We start from the raw sequence: 16,568 nt of genomic DNA, 5'->3' as shown, positions 1-16,568 counted from the left end.
GCCAGAATCTTCGACGATACTGCGATGGCATGGGTATACATCCTCGAGTGCGCGGACGGGAAGTACTACGTCGGAAGCACGCGAAACCTCGACAATCGGTTACGCCAACACAGCTCGGCGCAGGTTGGTTTCACTGCTCACCGCCAGCCGGTGAGGCTGGCGTGGTCGGTTGAACTGTCACTGGACGACGCCTACGCGATCGAGCGACGAATTCACGGCTGGTCTCGTGCGAAGAAGAAGGCACTGATCGACGGCGATATCGATCTACTGCGCGCCCGGGCAGGGCGCAGGGGCGGTCGACCACGCTGACATTGACACGAGGCTTTGTGAACAAACGTGCAGGAGGACTTCCAGTGCCGTCACCAGCCCTCCGTGGCTCGTAGCGATCGCTCCTCACAGATCAGGGTCTCCGGCCTGACGGCCGTCGTGGGCCACGAAAGACCACTCCTGGGCGCCTGAACCCATGTTCCTGAGGTGCGAGCGAAGCGAGCCACGAAGGGCTCCGCAACGCGTCTCACCAGGCCCTTCGTGGCTCGTCGCTATCGCTCCTCACACCTCAGGGAGCATTCGTTTGTCACTAACGCCCGCAGGAGCACCCAACCAGACGACGATGTCCCCGTCTCGGTCCTCGACGCGGTAGACGCCGATGGAGTCGATACCGTCCGAGGTGCATCGGCCATCGGCCAGTTCGAAGGCGTACTGGTGCAACGGACAGACGACCTTGCCCAGATCGAACTGGCCGTCGGCGAGCGGTCCCCCGCGGTGCGGGCAGACGGCGTCGGTGGCGCGCAAGGTCCCGTCGGTCAGGCGGAACACCGCGATCTGCCTGTCTTGCATCGCATATGCTCGACTCTCGCCGACCTGCAGGTCGTCCAGTTGCCCCACGACGACGCCGGCGTCCGCCGACACACTGGTCATCGGACCGGCACCCGGGGCAGCGGCAGCAGCGGAAGCGCCGAGGTGAACTGCGCGGGCGATTTGGGTTCGGCGCGGTCCAGCCAGGGATCGACGTAGGCCTCGACCGCGGCGTCGATCCCCTCCTGCAACCCGGCGACCAGTCCGTCACGGTCGTCGACGATGATCGCGCGGAGTTCCTCGATGCCGATGCGCGGTACGAACGCGTACGTCCGCTCCAGCCACTTGCCCTGCTCGCGGTAGTACTGGATGAAGATGCCGCACAACCGGATCACCTCGTCGGCCGAATCCACGGTGGCCAGCAGGTCGCCCTTGCGGATGTGCGCGCCCGCGGCGCCACCGACGTAAATCTCCCACTTGCCGTCACCGATCGCGACCACGCCGAAGTCCTTGCACAGGGCCTCGGCGCAGTTGCGCGGGCACCCGGTCACCGCGAGCTTGAGCTTCGCCGGTGACTCCAGACCCTGGTAGCGCGTCTCGATGTCGATGCCGAGCTGCGTCGAGTCGCCGAGACCGAAACGGCAATAGTCGGTGCCGACACAGGTTTTGACCGTCCGGAAGCTCTTGCCGTACGCGTACCCCGACGGCATGCCGAGATCTTCCCAGACCTTCGGCAGGTCTTCCTTCTTCACGCCGAGCAGATCGAGTCGCTGCCCACCGGTCGCCTTGATCATCGGGATCGAGTACTTCTCCGCGACGTCGGCGATCTTGCGCAACTGCTCGGGTGAGGTCACCCCGCCCTTCATCTGCGGCACCACCGAGAAGGTACCGTCACGCTGGATGTTCGCGTGCACTCGGTCATTGACGAACAGTGCACCGGGTTCGCGCTTCCACGCCGAACCCCAGATGATCCGTAACAGTGAGGCGAGCGGCATCTTCGCCGTCGCGTCCTCGCCGTCGGGTGCGAGTTTGTCGAACACCTCGCTGACCGACCGCAGGTCCTGCCGTCGGATGGCGTCTATCAGTTCGGGTTTCGTCAGCGGGATGGCCGGGACGTACCAATCGGCGGACGCGTCGGCGGTGAGCTCGTCCCCCGCTGCGAGTTCGACGATGTCGGCGACGAGCCCCTTGCAGGAACCACATCCCTTGCCGGCGCGGGTCTTCGCGCACACCTCGCCGACGCTCGTGCACCCCGACGCCACGCAGGCCACGATGTCGCCCTTGGTGACCCCGTTGCAGTTGCACACCTGCACGTCGTCGGCGAGCTCGGCCGCCCCGGTCTCGGCGCTGGGGGTGCCCAGGTCGAACAGCATCGAGATGCGTTCGTCGGGAAGCGGTACCTTGTCGTCGAAGGCCTGCGTGAGGAAGTTGACCTTCGAGATGTCGCCCAGCAGCATCGCTCCGATGAGCTTGTTGTCACGAACCACGACGCTCTTGTAGACGCCGTTGCGTGGTTCGTAGAACTGGACGAATTCGTCGTCCTCGCGTTCCGGTCCCTTGACCCCCATGGCCGCGACGTCGACACCGGCGACCTTCAGCTTCGTGGTCAGCCGTGAACCGTGGTATTCGGCAGCCGGATTCGCGCCGGTGAGGACGTCGGCGAGCACGACCGCCTGCTCCCACAGCGGCGCGACCAGACCGTACACCTCGCTGCGGTGCTGCGCGCACTCCCCGACCGCGTAGATGAAGGCCTCGTCCTCGCAACGCATCTGATCGTCGACGACGATGCCGCGCTCGACGACCAGACCGGCGCCGCGGGCGATCTCGACGTTGGGGCGGATGCCGGCCGTCACCACGATCATGTCGGCGGGCAGCGAATCCCCGTCGGTGAAACCGACTCCCGCGACGGTCCCGTCGTCGTTGCGCAACACCGCCGTCGTCCGCTTGCCGGTGTGGACACCGACCCCCAGCGCCTCGATCTGGTTGCGCAGCACCTTGCCGCCGCGCTCGTCGAGTTGCTGGTTCATCAGGTGCCCGGGCGAGTGCACGACGTCGACGGCCACACCCTGGGTTTGCAGTCCGTAGGCGGCTTCGAGTCCGAGCAACCCGCCGCCGATCACCACCGCGCGCACGTTGTCGCGCGACGCGGCCATCTGCAGCATGCCGTTCGTGTCCTCGATGGTGCGGAAGCCGAACACGCCGCGTGCGAGCCTGCCGTCGGACTCGCGGAGTCCGTCCATGTTGGGGAAGAACGTGTGAGACCCGGTCGCGATGATCAGCACGTCGAACTCGATGATCCGTCCGCTCGCGCAGGTCACCGTCTTGGCGAACCGGTCGATCGACTCGGCGCGATCACCGGAGTGGAGCGTGACGTCGTTCTCCCGGTACCACGCCATCGGGTTGAGCATCAGGTCGTCGTCGTCGGCCGCGGTCTCCCCGGCCAGTACATGGCTGAGCATGATCCGGTTGTAGTTTCCGTACGGCTCGTCGCCGATCATGGTGATGGCGAACTGTTCCCGGCCGCCGCGGGAGATGATCTCCTCCACGGTGCGCGCGCCGGCCATGCCGTTGCCGACCACGACCAGCCGACGCGTGGGAACCGGTGGCGTCAGGTGCTCGTCGCCCATCAGAAGATGACCATCCCGAAGTCGACGACGACCTCACCGCTCGCGCCCTCCGGCGCGGCGAGGAGGAGCTCCAGCGTGGTGTCGGGTTCCACGTCTTCGACGACCCGCAACGGCACGTTGACCGACGACCTCGCGCCCATCGGGAACATCCGCATCGGCGTGCCGTCGCGAACCAGGGTCACGCAGATGAGTTCGTCGGAGCTGTTGCCGCCGCGAAAGTACAACGGCTGAGCCGTCATCCCGGGCGGGACGACGAAGGTCAGCGACGCATCGATCGGCCCCGGCTTCGACAGGCCCGAGCCGGAGAACGCGTAGACACCCTGCAGGAATTGTGGAGTGCTCGACATTCCGCCACTATCCGCGAGGCGCATGAAATGCGACTTGCCTCGGTGTTACGGCGACGTTGTCTGGTTCTCACCGGCCCGGCCCGCCCGCGAGAGCGCCACCGAGCGCGCGGTTCCGCTACCGCGAACCCAGCGCACGCTCCCGGGCGAGTAAGAAGAACGGGATCGCGGTGGCGATGCCGACGCCGAAGGTCAGCACGACCGACGCCAGCCACCACGGCAGGATGCGCAGGCGGCGGGCCTCTGCGAGAGCCCACACATGGAAGCCGATGACGACGAACGTCAGGTCGACCATCGCGAACCGTCCGGGCGTCGTCTTCAGGATGTCCCCCACGAAGAAGTCCTTGACCGACCCCGGCCCGTTCTGTCGTACGTAGGGGATCGCGATGGCGTTCTGCGTGACCAGCGCGGACAGGAAGACGACGAACAACGATCGCTCTCGCCACTTCTGGTAGGAATCGGTGGTCATCAGGCCCTCCTCGACGTGTCGGAACCTCGATGGTGGCACGGCAGAGCGGCACCCCGGCCCGAAACCGGAGCGATGGCCGTCAGGTCCGACGCCACCCCGCGGCGCCCACCATCTCGGCGACCTGGGTGAACTTCACACGGGGCCGGCCCTGTTCGAGGCCGCGACGCCGTTCGCGACGGTCGATGGCCCGCATCCCGCGGTAGCCGATCACCGTCCGGACGCGTGTGCGCACCAACGCACCGAAGGCTCCGGGCTCGCGTTCGGTCCGCGGCAGCCGGCCCGCCGCGGCGTCGGCGATGAAGTCCTCGACGGTGCGCGTCGCGCACATCTTGTTGGCACCGATCCCGCCGCTGGGTCCGCGCTTGGCCCAGCCGAGCACATATCCGCCCGGCACGATCGCACCTGTCTCGTCGACGAGGCGGCCGTCGACGTTGCTGAAGACGCCGCGCGCGTCGTCGAAGGTGAGACCGGGGATCGGGGTGGAGCGATAGCCGATCGAGCGCACCACGAGATCGGTGGCGACGTGGTGACGCCCCTCCCCCGTGCGCACCGTGATCGACTCGACCTGCGAATCACCGGTGATCTCTTCCGGACTGCTGTGGAACAGGAACACGATCCGACGGCGCTTCGGGTCGGCGGGATGACGGAACCGGGCGAGATCGGCACCTTCGGCGTCCTCGATCACCTCGACCTCGACACCCGGGATCTCCGACAGCGCACGGTATTCGGCCGCCGTGTAAGCCGCGGACGCCTGGTCGCGACGGCCCAGCAGCACCACTTCGTGTACGTTCTGCTCGGCGAGCAGTTCGAGCGCACGGTCGGCGATGTCGGTGGTGGCCAACAAATCCGGCGGGGACACGAGGATTCGCGCAACATCGAGGGCCACGTTGCCCGTACCGACCACAACCGCACGACCCGTCGCCGGGTCGTCGGCGGTTCCGCGGCGCAGCGGTGGCCCGGCATCGACACCGGGCACGCCGTTGTACCAGGCGACCAGATCGGTGGCCGACGTCGAACCCGGAAGGTCCTCACCCGGAATTCCCAGGCGCCGTGACTCACTGGCACCGACCGCGTAGAACACCGCGTCGAAATGCTCGGCCAGTTCGGACGGGGTGATCTGGTCGGGCCCGTCCCCGATGGTGACGTTGGTCAGCATCGTGACGCGCGGGTCGCGGTAGAGCAGGTCGAATCCGCGGAGCACGCCCTTGGTGCCCGGGTGGTCCGGGGCGACACCGGCGCGCACCAGCCCACCGGGAGTGGGGAGTTTGTCGATGACGGTGACCTGCGCCTCGGTGCGGTCGAGCAGCGTGCGCAGGGCGTACCCGCCGGAGGGACCCGTCCCTACCAGCGCGACCCGAAGTCCCGCAGGCAGTTTCGGCACCTTGGGATAGGTGATCGACGACGCGGAGTCGTCACCGATGGGCGCCCAGCCCGAGCGAACCTCCGGGTTGGTCTTGTAGTAGTCCGCGTTGATGTCGATGAAGACCTTGTCCCGGGTGCCGAGCTTGTCCGCCGGGTAGATGGCGTCGACGGGACAGGCATCGGCGCATGCGCCGCAATCGATACACGCCTCGGGGTCGATGTGCAGGATGTCGGAGCTGCCGAAGCCGCGCTCCTCCGGTGTCGGATGGATGCAGTTGACCGGGCACACGGCGACGCATGCTGCGTCACTGCAACACGATTGGGTGATGACGAACATCAGAGCATGTGCGCTTTCCGGTAGTACCGCATGGCGGGCTTGGTCAACAGTCCGACCTCGTCGAGGAATTCCATGAGGTGCGCGCAGCTGCTGCGGATCATCGAGTGGAAGTGCGAGTTGGTGCGCATCTCCCGAACCGCGCGGTCGACGTCGAGCCCGGCGTCGGCAAAGGCCTTGGGCTGCACCAGACTCGTCACGATGAAGTAGGCGCCGACGGCGACCGCGAACGCACTGAACTGGCGGCGCGCCCAGCTGACGCCCTCCAGGGAGTCACGCACCTCTTCGCGCGCGAACTTCATGTGGCGCGATTCCTCCAGCACATGGATCTCGTTGACCGTGCGGATGAAGTCGAGCACGCGGTCGTCGCGCATGCAGCCGCGCTGGAAGACGTCCAGGACCTCCTCGGCGACCAGGATGCCGGCGTAGGCGACCTCGTTCTTCGCGGTCTGCATGAAGATCTTGCCGAGGCGCGAGACCTTCTTCGACGGATGGTAGGAGGCGCCGACCATCTTTTCCGACGCCTTGGCGAACATCAACGAGTGTCGGCACTCGTCGGCGACCTCGGTGAGCGCGAACTGGAATTCCGAACCGTGGTAGTCGCCGAGGTACTGGTCGCGGATGACCATCTCCTGCAGGATCATCTCGAACCAGATCCCGATGTTCATGATCGAGGCGAACTCGTGGCGCGTCACCGAGATCCGCTGTTCCTCGGTGAGCTCGTCCCAGTACGCGGTCCCGTACAGCGACGACCATTCCGGACTGCACCCGTACTTGGTGGGGTCCATCGGCTTCGACCAGTCGATCTCGGTCATCGCGTTGCGCGACAGCCGGGCGGCCGACGCCAACAGCCGTGCCGAGACCTCCTCGGTGCCCTGGTCCCGGAGACTGATGACATTCTCGGATCGTTCCATCGCGGCGGTCATGGAGAACTCACTTCCCGGTCGTCGTCGATCGTGACAATGATCGATGTAATGACAATGCGTGTTGTCAAGATAGCACCGCCGTGTGACCGAGTAAACGAATCGACGAATATACTCACCGGTAAGTTCAGCGCCGAGGATCGTCCTCGCAGGTCAGCGGCGTCGAAGCCGTCCGTTCAGTTGCAAGGAGTCCTCCATGCCCTCCATCTTCATCACCGGCGGCGCTGCCGGAATCGGTCTCGCCACCGCGGAGCGTTTCGGCCGCGACGGGTGGACAGTCGGCGTCTACGACGTCGATGCCGACGCGCTGGCGAAGGTGAAGGCCGACCATCCCGACTTCATCACCGGCACCCTCGACGTCCGCGAGCCGGAGCAGTGGGCCGAAGCTCTCGCCGAGTTCACCTCGTACACCGGCGGCACACTCGACGTCCTCGACAACAATGCCGGCATCCTCCACGAGGGCCAGATCGACCACATCACGCCAGACCAGATCAAGCGGCAGATCGACATCGACGCCCTCGGCGTCGCGCTCGGCGCCCAGGCCGCATACCCGTACCTGAAGAAGACGCCGGGCGCGCACCTGGTGAACATCGGATCGGCGTCGGCGATCTACGGCCAGCCCGGCATCGCGGTCTACTCGGCGACCAAGTTCTTCGTCGCGGGCCTGACCGAGGCGCTCGAACTGGAATGGGAGCACGACGACATCCGCGTCGTCAGCATCTGGCCCCCGTGGGCGAAGACCGCCCTCGCCACCGGCGGCGCCAAGTCGACGAAGACCCTGGGCATCCGGATCACTCCCGAACAGGTCGCCGAGAAGATCTGGGAGTCGGTGCACCCGACCCGTCAGGACAAACTGCTGCACCGCACCAGCTACTCCGTCGGCGCGCAGACCCTGTTCCTGCAGAACGCCGCCAAGTTCATCCCGAACTTCCTGAACCGGGCAGTCAACAAGTACATCGCGCAGTAACCCCACCACCCGCAAACCCACCCCTTTTGCGTGAACCCACCACTCTCGAACCAGGTGGGTCTACGGAGAAGGGGTGGGTTTGTCGGAAGGTGGGTCCGGACGGCGCATTCGTGCGTCTGATTCGTATGGACCTACCCACCGACCCGCATGGCCTGATTCTCCGCAAAGAAACCGCCGGCACCCACATCAGTGATGAACAGTTGCAGCACATGGTCGGCAACAAGACCCTCGTGCGGCTCTGGCCGGGCGCGTTGGCCGACTTCACCGCGGTCAGCGAACTCCAGGCAGTCGAGAAGCACCGCTTGACCGTCATTGCTGCGGCAAGGGCTGGACGACCCGGTCGGATCTTCAGTCACACTTCGTCAGCTGCCATGCACAGGCTGCCGATGCTGTGGCCCGACCTGTCGCAGGTCCATGTGACGTCGCCGAAAGTCGGAAAACGGGCCAAGCACATCGTCAGACATCAGGCCACCGTCAAGCCGCAGGACATCGACGTCATCGACGGGGTCACGGTGACATCCATCGAGCGCACGGCATGTGATGTCGCCCGACTGGGAACCAACCGGCAGGCCCTCGCGGTGCTCGACGCCGCGCTTCGACGTGACGCCGATCCGGACCGAATGAGACAGATCCTCGACTCGTGCCGAGGATTCAAGGGGGTCGAGATGCTCCGCCGCGCGCTGGCACACGCGAACGCATCGTCGGAGAGCATCGGCGAATCCCTCAGTCGCGCAGTCATGCTCGAGTTCCCCGACCTGCCGATACCACGACAGCAGGTCAAGATCTTCGACGACCACGGCGTGTTCATCGCTCGCGTCGACTTCCTGCTGGCGAACAGGGTGATAGGCGAATTCGACGGCATGATCAAGTACAGCGGCGGCCTCGGCGACGAGCCCGCGTGGCAGACGGTGGTCGAAGAGAAGGCGCGTGAGGACCGGCTGCGCGCGCAGGGGTACACCGTCGTGCGGTGGACATGGCCGGACCTCGCCGACAAGGCGCGCTTCTACGCGCAGATCAAGAAAGCACTTCGACTCGGCGGCGTCGAGTGATCCGTAAACCCACCCCTTTTCCGTAGATCCACCGCGCTCGGACCGGGTGGGTTCACGGAGAAAGGGTGGGTTTGCGGCAAGGTCAGCGTCGTGCGGTCGGGAGCCGCAGCGCGAACCGAAGGCTCACCAGGCGCAGCGCGGTCGCGAGGACAGATCCGACGACGAGCCAGATCCAGTGCGCCACCGAGGTGTACGTCGCGCCGATCGCGACGATGGCGGCACCGAGTACCGCGGGTACGGCGTAGAGGTCGGCGGGTGTGAGGAGGAGCGGGATCTCGTTCGAGATCATGTCGCGGAGCACGCCGCCACCCACCGCGGTGAGGAGCCCGACGGTCGTCGCGGCGAACGGGCTCGCCCCGACGTCGAGGGCGATGCTCGCACCCGTGGCCGCGAAGAGCCCCATCCCGAATGCGTCGAGCACGAGTATCGACCGGTGCAGTGCCGTGAAGGCGGGATGGAAGAAGAAGACGACGAGGCCGGCGACAGTTGCGGTGACGATGGGACCCCACCCGCTGATCGACGCGGGCGGGGTGATCCCCAGCAGGACGTCGCGCAATACGCCGCCGCCGACCCCGGTGAGCACGCCGACGGTGATGATCCCCCACATGTCGAAGTCCTTGCGGACCCCGAGCATCGCCCCCGACGCCGCGAACACCGCGATACCCGCGAAGTTGAGCACGTCGAACACCACGAGATCACCTCAATATCCAGGGACAGGCCAGTCGGTCAGCACGCGAATGACCGCCCCGGGCGAGCCAGGGGCGGTCATCGGTATGACAGTGCGGCGCCGGTACGGCGACCGAACGAGGCTAGCGACGATCCAGGTCGATGAGACCGGCGCGAGCCGCCTTGACCAGGCGACGCGGAATCCGCACGGGGACGCCGTTCACCTTCTCTTCTTGCAGTGCGGGGTTTTCCGCCTTCCACTGCGAACGACGGCTACGGGTGTTCGCCCGCGACATCCGGCGCTTCGGTACAGCCATGGTTGAGCCCTTCTCCTACTGTGGTCTGCGTGGCCGGTGGTGACGCCTGGCATCACTGGATCGGCCCCATCAGTGCACCCCTCGACCCGGCGCGGCCGCGGCACACAACCCGACCAGACTACCTGGCGAGGACGCCCGATTCCAAAATGGCCGATCCGCACGCGCCCGGGGTCGCCTACTTCAGAGGTAGCCCCACGGCGATCGGAGGTCGGTCAACGCGATGGCCACCCAGTATGCAACCCACACGACGATGATGAACGCCCCGATGATGACCGCGGTGAGCGCCACCCCATCACCGGTCTGCCTGCCACCCGACGCCGCGATCTGTCTCCGCGCGACGATGCCGAGCACCAGCCCGACGATGCCGCCGACCCCGACGCACAGGAGACCCAGCAGTGAGGCCGCCAGGGCGGCCACGGCCAGTTTGTTGGTCGACGGGCCATCGGCGTCGACGGGCCGGCCGCCTGCGGGGCGGGAGTCGGCGGAGGCCGATTCCGCGGATCGGGCATCACCGAGCGTGGCGAACGGTTGCCCGGACCGACCCTGGGGCGGACCCTGCGGAGGCTGACCGTACCCCGGCGGGGGTCCATATCCCGGCCGGCCGGGTCCGGGTTGCCCCTGACCCGGCGGTCCGTAACCCTGCGGCTGTCCGTATCCCTGCTGTCCGTATCCCTGCTGTCCGTATCCCTGCTGCTGACCGAAGCCCGGCCGGGGAGGTGGTGGGGCTTGTCCCGGTGGCGGTCCCGCCGGGGACCGCGTCGAGATCACGCGCGTGGCGTCGTAACCGGACGGGGCCGGGCCACCCGGACCCGGGTCCCCGGGGCCACTGGGCGCGGGTGGCGGCGGAACCGGCTGTGCAGCGGACGGATTCGACGGTCCACCGGTGCGGATGACCCGGGTGACACCGTCGGCCGGACTGTGCGACTCGGGAATCTCCGTGTCATCCGGTCCGGTCCCGGGTGTCGAGGTCACCGGCACCGAGTCCGGCACCTCGTCGGGGACCGCCGCCTTCTGGGTCGGTTCCCACGGCGACGGGTCGGTTGCCGAGGTGTCCGAAGGTGGGCCGGACGGTGGGGATTGCGGTGCCTGGGCCGGATCCGTCGGATCGCTACCCCCGGTCGGAGTGGTCATCGGATGCCTTTCACAAGCTGTGCCGCAGCGGGACAACGCGGGGAGATGCGTGCACGACCAACCGGCCGTGCATCACGCACAGCTTAGTGAGAAAGGGCTCCGAACTGGGCCGGAGTCGATGAACACGACCCCGGATCGGCCCGAAATTCGTTCAGTAGTAGTAGGTGGAGGAGCTCGTGTCGCCGGCGACGATCAGGACGATGAACAGAACGGTCCACACCACGCCACCGACGATGGCGAGCGCGCCGGTGATGATCCCCGCCAGGCCCATCCCCGAACCACTCTGCGTGCCACCGGACTGTTCGATGTCACGTCGCGCCATGAACCCCAGCACGACGGCCGCGATGCCGACCGGTATCGACAGGAAGAACGAGAAGAACAAGCAGGCGATCAGCGAGACGACGCCGACGATGCCACAGATCAAGGCCGCGATCGCCTTGCCGTTGGTCTTCTGCGGCGGCGCGTATCCGTAACCGCCGCCGTAGGGTGCCGCGCCGTAGGGGTTCTGCGACCCGTACGCGCCGCCGTACGCCGGCGCCTGGTAGGGATCGTTGACCTGACCGTAGGACCCACCCGGCGGCTGTGCGTAGGGATCCTGGCTCGGCGTCCCGTAGCCCTGGTTGCCGGCCGGCGATCCGTACGGACTCTGGCCGTACTGCTCCTGACCATACGGGTTCTGCCCGTAGACGTTCTGGCCGTAGGGGTCCGACGACGGACCCGGCTGGTAGGTCTGGCCGTACTCGGTCGGCGCGTACTCGGGTGCGGCACCCTGGCCCTGGTCACCCTTGGAGAGGTTGGGACCCGAGTTGCCCGAGGACCCCGAGCTCGGCACCGTACCCCAGTCGTCCTGGCCCTGGCCCGAGCCCTGTCCCGGTGGATAACTCACGCACAACCCCCATGTAGATCCGACACGATGTGTTCACCAGCCTAACGATTAGACTCAACCGGTGTCTGGCGTCATCTCCGGCTTCACGGTGATCTTCATTGTAGTCGGGGTGGGATATCTCCTCGGGCGCACGCGTGTCATCGGCGACCACGCCCACGAAGTCCTTTCCCGCCTGGTGTTCTTCGTCTTCACACCGGCGCTGCTGTTCCACTCCATGGTCACCTCCGATCTGTCGGTTGTCTTCTCGTCGACGCTGGTGATCGCGGGCGGCAGCGCGTTTCTGATCGGTGCGCTGTACGTCGTCGTCGCCAAACTGTGGTTTCGACGCGCGGTTCCCGAACTCGTGATCGGCGGCCTGTCGTCGTCGTATGTCAACAGCGTCAATCTGGGTCTTCCGATCGCGATCTTCGTTCTCGACGACGCGTCGTTCATCGCGCCGCTGCTGCTGTTCCAGATCCTGATCTACTCACCGATCGCGTTGCTCGCGCTGGATCTCACCGCGCTGGACCGGGATTCGGGAAGATCGCTGCTGCGGGACTCGCTCGTCGCGCCGATCACCAATCCGATCGTCGTCGGCGGACTCGCCGGTCTGTCGGTCTCGCTGATCGGCTGGAGCCCGCCCGCGGCCGTGATGTCCCCGGTGAAGATGCTCGGTGACGCCTCCGTGCCGGCGGCGCTGCTGGCATTCGGCCTGTCGCTCACCGGCGTCGCGGTGTTCAAGAAGGGTGCGAGCCCCCGCCGCGACATCGCACTGGCAAGCGTGCTGAAGATGATCGTCATGCCGCTGGCCGTCTACGCCATCGCCCGTTGGGGATTCGGGCAGACCGGTGAGGCGTTGTTCGCGCAGGTGATCATCGCGGCGTTGCCGACCGCGCAGAATGTCCTGGTGTACGCGACCCGTTACCGGCGCGGCCAGATCCTCGCCCGGGACACGGCACTGATCACGACGCTCACGTCGATACCCACCATCATGATCATCGCCCTGCTGCTCGCCTGAACTTCCTCAGTCGTCGGGCTCCTCCCGGGGCACGTACTTGACGTCGACGCCGCCCATCAGCGCCAGTCCGGTCACCCGTACCACTGGCGCGCCGGGCCGGGACGCCTTTCGCGACCGGCCGCTGAATCCGCCCATGATGCCCAGTCCCCCGATCTCGACGGTCACTCCGTCGGGCATCTTGATCTCGACCCCGCCCATGATCGCCACGCACTGGACCGTCAGCACCGGCGCGGTGAACTCCACCTCGCGAAGGTCCAGTTCGACCCCGCCCATGATGGCGGTGGCGGTGAGTTGATCGGCGACCACCGCCGTCCCGGACAGCTCGCTCCCGGACATGATGGCCAACCGGTGGCGGACGGCCGTGTCCGCGCTGCCGCCCGTCACCCGCGGGCCCGGAGACAGGCTGGCCGCAGGCATCGCGACGCCGAGTTGTGCCACCGGGAGGTCGTCGGTCAGGGCGTCGAGGTCACCAAAGGTCTTCGCGAGGACCGCTTTTCCGGCCCGCTCCTCGTACTCGACCGGGGACAGGCTGCCGTGCGCCATGGCGGCGGAGAGGATCTCGTGGACCAGTTCGCGGTCCGCATCCGCGGCGCGGAGTCGGGCACGCCGGTCGTCGGGCATCGGTGAATCGCCGGGTTGGGTCACGTCTGGAAACCCTAGTTGCCCGAGTCCGGCACGACCACCCTGATCTTTCCCCGGAGACGACCCCGAGGAGTCGTCGGGCCGGTACCTCGCATCGACGACCCCTCTGGCCAACTGCCCGACGAAAGACCCGGCCGAGCGGCATAATTCAACGAGTCCGGGCGGGACGGCCGACCGGCGTACATCGGAGGCGAAGATGAGCCAGCCCTACGATCCCGGGCAGCCCGGCGACGGCCGACCGGGACCGACGCCCTCGGGTTACCAGTCGCCGTACGGCCAATCGCATCCCCAGCAGCCGCCCTACCCGGACAGCGGGTACGCGCCGTCGGGCGGCTTCGGACAACCCGCCGCGTATGGCGGGTATCCACCGCCCCCTCCCCCGCGCAAGGACCGCGCCGGGATGCGACGGTGGGGCAAGATCCTGACCCTGCTCGGTGTGCTGATCCTGGTCCTGTCGGTCACCGTCGGGGTGGTCATGGCGATCGCCGGTATCGGGAACGTGGCCGACAAGGCGTTCGAGGTCAACCCCACCGCCGAGCAGTACTACGACGCCGGTGACGAGTTCCAGTTGTTCAGCAGCAGCAGCACGAACGGCGTACCCGCCTGCGAGATCACCGGTCCCGCTGCGCTGGCGTCGGGTACGAACTCGACGACCGAGTTCACCTTCGACGGTTCCGGGGTCGAATCGTTCGATTCGTTCGAGGTCGTGGAATCCGGCACCTACTCGTTCCAGTGCGATTCGCCGGCCGTCGTCGCATCCATCGACGCGTCCGGCATCCTCCGCGGCGTCGGCGGCGTGCTGCTGGCCGTTGTCGGCGGCGGTTTCGGCGGCCTGCTCGCACTGGTGGGCATCGTGCTCTGGATCATCGCCGGCCGAAAGCCGAAGACCGTCTGACATTCTCGCGCCGACACATTCGCGCCGACGTCGCCGCGGCGCTCATCGACGGGGCGTCGATCAGCCGCGCCGACGCCCCTTCCGGGTCCGCAGATAGTCGCCGACCACGGCGGCACCGAGACCGTCGACGTCCGGCGCCACCACGCGTCCGCCGATCCGGCGGGCGATCTGATCCATGAAGTGGGCCAGCCCGGGATCCTCGCCGAGACGGAAGAACGTGACCTGGGCGCCGATTCGCGCGACATGGTCGAGTTCCCGAACCGTCAGCGCGATGGTCTGCGGGTGCGGCGGATAGAAGAAGAACGGTTCCCCACTCGGATCGAGATGCGCGGTCGGCTCTCCGTCGGTGACCACCAGGACCACCGGCTGCGCATTCGGGAACCGCCGGAGGTGCCGCTGGGCGAGCAACAGTGCGTGATGCAGGTTGGTCCCCTGCTCCATCCGCGGTTGCAGACCGGTGAGCTCGGCGATGTCGATCGACCGCGCGTATCTTCCGAACGCGATGAGGTGGAGTTCGTCGCTGCGGAAGCGCGTGGAGATCAGATGATTCAGGGCGATCGCGGTGCGCTTCATCGGCGTCCACCGGCCCTCCATCTCCATCGAGAAGGACGTGTCCACGAGCAGGACCACCGCTGCCTGCGTACGGCTCTCGGTCTCCGAGACCTCGACGTCGCGGACGTCGATACGCACTCCCGATCGCGCCATCTCCGACGTCGCGAGCGACGGTTCGTGTGTCTCGGACACGGTGCGCAGCACCGCATTCGACACGGTCCGGGTGACGTCCCAGGGGTCGGTGTCGCCGAATTCCCACTCCCGGGAAGCGCCGGTAGGCTCGCCGAGCAGTCCGGTCTGGCGGGTCTGGCGATCGCCCCGGCGGCCCGACAGCTGCTCGGCGATGTCGCGGAAGATCGACTGACCGAGCTGGCGCATCGCTTTCGGACTCAGCCGGAGCTGACCGTCTGCGGTGCGGTCGAAGAAGCCTTGCTCGGACAGCGCCTTCTCGAGCTCGGCCAGCATTCTCGCGTCGACCGCCGCGTCGTCGCCGAGCTGCCGGGCGAGCGCGTCGAGATCGATGTCGTCCATCTGCGCGCCGGCATACTGCTGTGACAGCTGCTCGGAGAGCGCCTCGAGTTCGGAGATGTCGCGTAGTGCCGCGGCCCCCTCGCCCAGTCCCATCGGCTGGTCGCCGGAGAACGACTGCGCGTCGTCCCAGTCCAGACCCGGTCGAGCCGCCCGGAGCTGCGAATCCATCTGCGCCAGTTGGTTCATGAGGTCCGGCGACCCGAACGCCTGCTGCGCCAGCTGGTCGAGCTCGGCGCGCTGCTCAGGGGTCAGCGAGTTGTAGAACTGTTGGGCCGCGGCCGCGCGCTGGGCGAGGGAATCGATGAGTTCCTCGGTGTTGCGCGGGTTCTCCGGGAAGAACTCACCGTGCTTGGCCATGAACTCGTCGAATGCCTCGGTGGTGTCCTCGCCCCGGTTGTGCGCGGCGAGGAGCTCGTTGAGGTCGCCGAGCATCTCCGAGATCCGTTGCCGATCCTGCTCGTTCGCCCCCTCGAGCGCTTCCTTCATGCCGGCGAAGCGCTGGTCGAGCAACTCCCGGCCGAGCAGGTCCTTGATCTTGTCGTAGTCCTCACGCGCCTGCGGACTGCGCCAGTTGTACTCCGACAGCTCTTCGACGGCCTGGGCGGTCGACGGCGGCAGACTTCCGATCTGCATCTCGGCGAAGCGGGCGTCGTCGTCGAGATCGCGGGCGAGTTGCTTGCGCTCCTCGAGTACCGCACGGTCGAGGAGTTCACGGATCTCGGCGAAGGTGCCGTCGAGGTTGCGCTTCTTCAGCAGTTCCTGCCGGCGACGGTTGATCTGCTCGCGCAACTTGTCGAGTCCGCGCATGTTCGGTGTCCCGCGACGCAGCATCTCTCGGAGCGCCCGCTGCGGCGACGCGCCGGCCATGACATCGTCGCCGATCGTCTCCAACGCCTCGCGCAGATCGACCGGCGGCGCGAGCGGATCGGGTCCGCCGCTGTACCGCTGGTAGCGCGAACGGTGGAAGCTCTTGCGCGCCATGTGTTCTCCTCGTTTGTCGCGAACCCTTCGTGGCTCGTCGCTAACGCTCCTCGCACCTCAGGGAGCAAAGGCGGTTCCTGCACTCTCGCTCTCGCAGCGA

The 16,568-nt window shown here is 66.9% G+C and carries 17 protein-coding genes; 5 read left to right on the top strand and 12 right to left on the bottom strand.

The features are described from left to right. Window positions 1–24 precede the first annotated feature (24 nt). Window positions 25–309: a GIY-YIG nuclease family protein gene (locus Q9R39_RS10020; RefSeq protein ID WP_058251503.1), complete on the top strand. Its 285-nt coding sequence runs from the start codon at window positions 25–27 to the stop codon at window positions 307–309. Between the two features lie 240 nt (window positions 310–549). On the opposite strand, the gene Q9R39_RS10015 is transcribed toward Q9R39_RS10020, so the two are convergent. The 6 genes from Q9R39_RS10015 to Q9R39_RS09990 all read right to left on the bottom strand — a co-directional run bounded on the left by Q9R39_RS10015 (window position 550) and on the right by Q9R39_RS09990 (window position 6,857). Further along, entirely contained in the window at window positions 550–918 is a 369-nt protein-coding gene (locus tag Q9R39_RS10015; RefSeq protein WP_058251504.1) for a Rieske (2Fe-2S) protein, read from the bottom strand. Continuing rightward, complete coding sequence (gene nirB / locus Q9R39_RS10010) at window positions 915–3,422, bottom strand: nitrite reductase large subunit NirB (RefSeq protein WP_311277422.1); 2,508 nt, start codon at window positions 3,420–3,422, stop codon at window positions 915–917. Before nirB ends, Q9R39_RS10015 begins: the two co-directional genes overlap by 4 nt. Beyond that, complete coding sequence (locus Q9R39_RS10005; RefSeq protein WP_211540833.1) at window positions 3,422–3,769, bottom strand: molybdopterin oxidoreductase; 348 nt, start codon at window positions 3,767–3,769, stop codon at window positions 3,422–3,424. Before Q9R39_RS10005 ends, nirB begins: the two co-directional genes overlap by 1 nt. 115 nt (window positions 3,770–3,884) lie before the next feature. Next, the gene (locus Q9R39_RS10000; protein WP_311277421.1) at window positions 3,885–4,235 is read right to left on the bottom strand and encodes a DUF2834 domain-containing protein; all 351 of its coding nucleotides are present in this window, start codon (window positions 4,233–4,235) and stop codon (window positions 3,885–3,887) included. A 79-nt stretch (window positions 4,236–4,314) separates the two neighbouring features. Beyond that, complete coding sequence (locus Q9R39_RS09995; protein ID WP_211540831.1) at window positions 4,315–5,934, bottom strand: FAD-dependent oxidoreductase; 1,620 nt, start codon at window positions 5,932–5,934, stop codon at window positions 4,315–4,317. Continuing rightward, a complete protein-coding gene (locus tag Q9R39_RS09990; RefSeq protein WP_065630222.1) occupies window positions 5,934–6,857 on the bottom strand; it encodes a diiron oxygenase in 924 nt (307 codons plus the stop codon). Before Q9R39_RS09990 ends, Q9R39_RS09995 begins: the two co-directional genes overlap by 1 nt. A 193-nt stretch (window positions 6,858–7,050) precedes the next feature. Here Q9R39_RS09990 and Q9R39_RS09985 point away from each other — a divergent pair, with 193 nt between their 5' ends. Beyond that, the gene (locus tag Q9R39_RS09985) at window positions 7,051–7,821 is read left to right on the top strand and encodes an SDR family oxidoreductase (RefSeq protein ID WP_058251508.1); all 771 of its coding nucleotides are present in this window, start codon (window positions 7,051–7,053) and stop codon (window positions 7,819–7,821) included. A 125-nt stretch (window positions 7,822–7,946) separates the two neighbouring features. Continuing rightward, window positions 7,947–8,870, top strand: coding sequence for a hypothetical protein (locus tag Q9R39_RS09980; RefSeq protein WP_058251509.1), 924 nt, complete (start codon window positions 7,947–7,949; stop codon window positions 8,868–8,870). A gap of 82 nt (window positions 8,871–8,952) precedes the next feature. Here the strand turns inward: Q9R39_RS09980 and Q9R39_RS09975 are convergent, their stop codons facing one another. The 4 genes from Q9R39_RS09975 to Q9R39_RS09960 all read right to left on the bottom strand — a co-directional run bounded on the left by Q9R39_RS09975 (window position 8,953) and on the right by Q9R39_RS09960 (window position 11,870). Continuing rightward, on the bottom strand, window positions 8,953–9,561 hold the full coding sequence (locus Q9R39_RS09975; protein WP_311277420.1) for a TRIC cation channel family protein: 609 nt from the start codon (window positions 9,559–9,561) through the stop codon (window positions 8,953–8,955). 118 nt (window positions 9,562–9,679) lie between these two features. Next, window positions 9,680–9,853: a 50S ribosomal protein L32 gene (gene rpmF, locus Q9R39_RS09970; protein WP_004020060.1), complete on the bottom strand. Its 174-nt coding sequence runs from the start codon at window positions 9,851–9,853 to the stop codon at window positions 9,680–9,682. A 180-nt stretch (window positions 9,854–10,033) separates the two neighbouring features. Continuing rightward, window positions 10,034–10,984, bottom strand: a complete 951-nt coding sequence (locus Q9R39_RS09965) for a DUF4190 domain-containing protein (protein WP_311277419.1) — start codon at window positions 10,982–10,984, stop codon at window positions 10,034–10,036. A gap of 151 nt (window positions 10,985–11,135) precedes the next feature. Beyond that, the gene (locus tag Q9R39_RS09960; protein WP_058251511.1) at window positions 11,136–11,870 is read right to left on the bottom strand and encodes a DUF4190 domain-containing protein; all 735 of its coding nucleotides are present in this window, start codon (window positions 11,868–11,870) and stop codon (window positions 11,136–11,138) included. Between the two features lie 61 nt (window positions 11,871–11,931). On the opposite strand from Q9R39_RS09960, the gene Q9R39_RS09955 reads away from it, so the two are divergent. After that, window positions 11,932–12,867 (top strand): AEC family transporter, encoded by a 936-nt coding sequence (locus tag Q9R39_RS09955; protein ID WP_058251512.1) that lies wholly within the window; start codon window positions 11,932–11,934, stop codon window positions 12,865–12,867. 6 nt (window positions 12,868–12,873) lie between these two features. Here the strand turns inward: Q9R39_RS09955 and Q9R39_RS09950 are convergent, their stop codons facing one another. Further along, window positions 12,874–13,512: a DUF1707 domain-containing protein gene (locus tag Q9R39_RS09950; RefSeq protein ID WP_175404315.1), complete on the bottom strand. Its 639-nt coding sequence runs from the start codon at window positions 13,510–13,512 to the stop codon at window positions 12,874–12,876. A gap of 193 nt (window positions 13,513–13,705) precedes the next feature. Here Q9R39_RS09950 and Q9R39_RS09945 point away from each other — a divergent pair, with 193 nt between their 5' ends. After that, entirely contained in the window at window positions 13,706–14,404 is a 699-nt protein-coding gene (locus Q9R39_RS09945; protein ID WP_058251513.1) for a hypothetical protein, read from the top strand. A gap of 60 nt (window positions 14,405–14,464) precedes the next feature. Here the strand turns inward: Q9R39_RS09945 and Q9R39_RS09940 are convergent, their stop codons facing one another. After that, window positions 14,465–16,468 carry a VWA domain-containing protein gene (locus tag Q9R39_RS09940; protein ID WP_311277418.1) on the bottom strand — a complete coding sequence of 668 codons (2,004 nt, stop codon included), beginning with the start codon at window positions 16,466–16,468 and terminating at the stop codon, window positions 14,465–14,467. Between the last annotated feature and the right edge of the window lie 100 nt (window positions 16,469–16,568).

This window comes from Gordonia sp. AC31 (assembly GCF_031844505.1).
Taxonomy (GTDB): Bacteria; Actinomycetota; Actinomycetes; order Mycobacteriales; family Mycobacteriaceae; genus Gordonia; species Gordonia hongkongensis.
Note: the sequence above shows the minus strand (reverse complement) of the source record. Positions and strands in the feature narration are given on the sequence as shown.

What these genes read in the sequence shown, in the direction of transcription:
- Q9R39_RS10000 (WP_311277421.1), bottom strand. Translation starts at nt 4,235, where the DNA reads ATGACCACCGATTCCTACCAGAAGTGGCGAGAGCGATCGTTGTTCGTC.
- Q9R39_RS09980 (WP_058251509.1), top strand. Translation starts at nt 7,947, where the DNA reads ATGGACCTACCCACCGACCCGCATGGCCTGATTCTCCGCAAAGAAACC.
- Q9R39_RS10005 (WP_211540833.1), bottom strand. Translation starts at nt 3,769, where the DNA reads ATGTCGAGCACTCCACAATTCCTGCAGGGTGTCTACGCGTTCTCCGGC.
- rpmF (WP_004020060.1), bottom strand. Translation starts at nt 9,853, where the DNA reads ATGGCTGTACCGAAGCGCCGGATGTCGCGGGCGAACACCCGTAGCCGT.
- Q9R39_RS09995 (WP_211540831.1), bottom strand. Translation starts at nt 5,934, where the DNA reads ATGTTCGTCATCACCCAATCGTGTTGCAGTGACGCAGCATGCGTCGCC.
- Q9R39_RS09945 (WP_058251513.1), top strand. Translation starts at nt 13,706, where the DNA reads ATGAGCCAGCCCTACGATCCCGGGCAGCCCGGCGACGGCCGACCGGGA.
- Q9R39_RS10020 (WP_058251503.1), top strand. Translation starts at nt 25, where the DNA reads ATGGCATGGGTATACATCCTCGAGTGCGCGGACGGGAAGTACTACGTC.
- Q9R39_RS09965 (WP_311277419.1), bottom strand. Translation starts at nt 10,984, where the DNA reads ATGACCACTCCGACCGGGGGTAGCGATCCGACGGATCCGGCCCAGGCA.
- Q9R39_RS10015 (WP_058251504.1), bottom strand. Translation starts at nt 918, where the DNA reads ATGACCAGTGTGTCGGCGGACGCCGGCGTCGTCGTGGGGCAACTGGAC.
- Q9R39_RS09985 (WP_058251508.1), top strand. Translation starts at nt 7,051, where the DNA reads ATGCCCTCCATCTTCATCACCGGCGGCGCTGCCGGAATCGGTCTCGCC.
- Q9R39_RS09990 (WP_065630222.1), bottom strand. Translation starts at nt 6,857, where the DNA reads ATGACCGCCGCGATGGAACGATCCGAGAATGTCATCAGTCTCCGGGAC.
- nirB (WP_311277422.1), bottom strand. Translation starts at nt 3,422, where the DNA reads ATGGGCGACGAGCACCTGACGCCACCGGTTCCCACGCGTCGGCTGGTC.
- Q9R39_RS09940 (WP_311277418.1), bottom strand. Translation starts at nt 16,468, where the DNA reads ATGGCGCGCAAGAGCTTCCACCGTTCGCGCTACCAGCGGTACAGCGGC.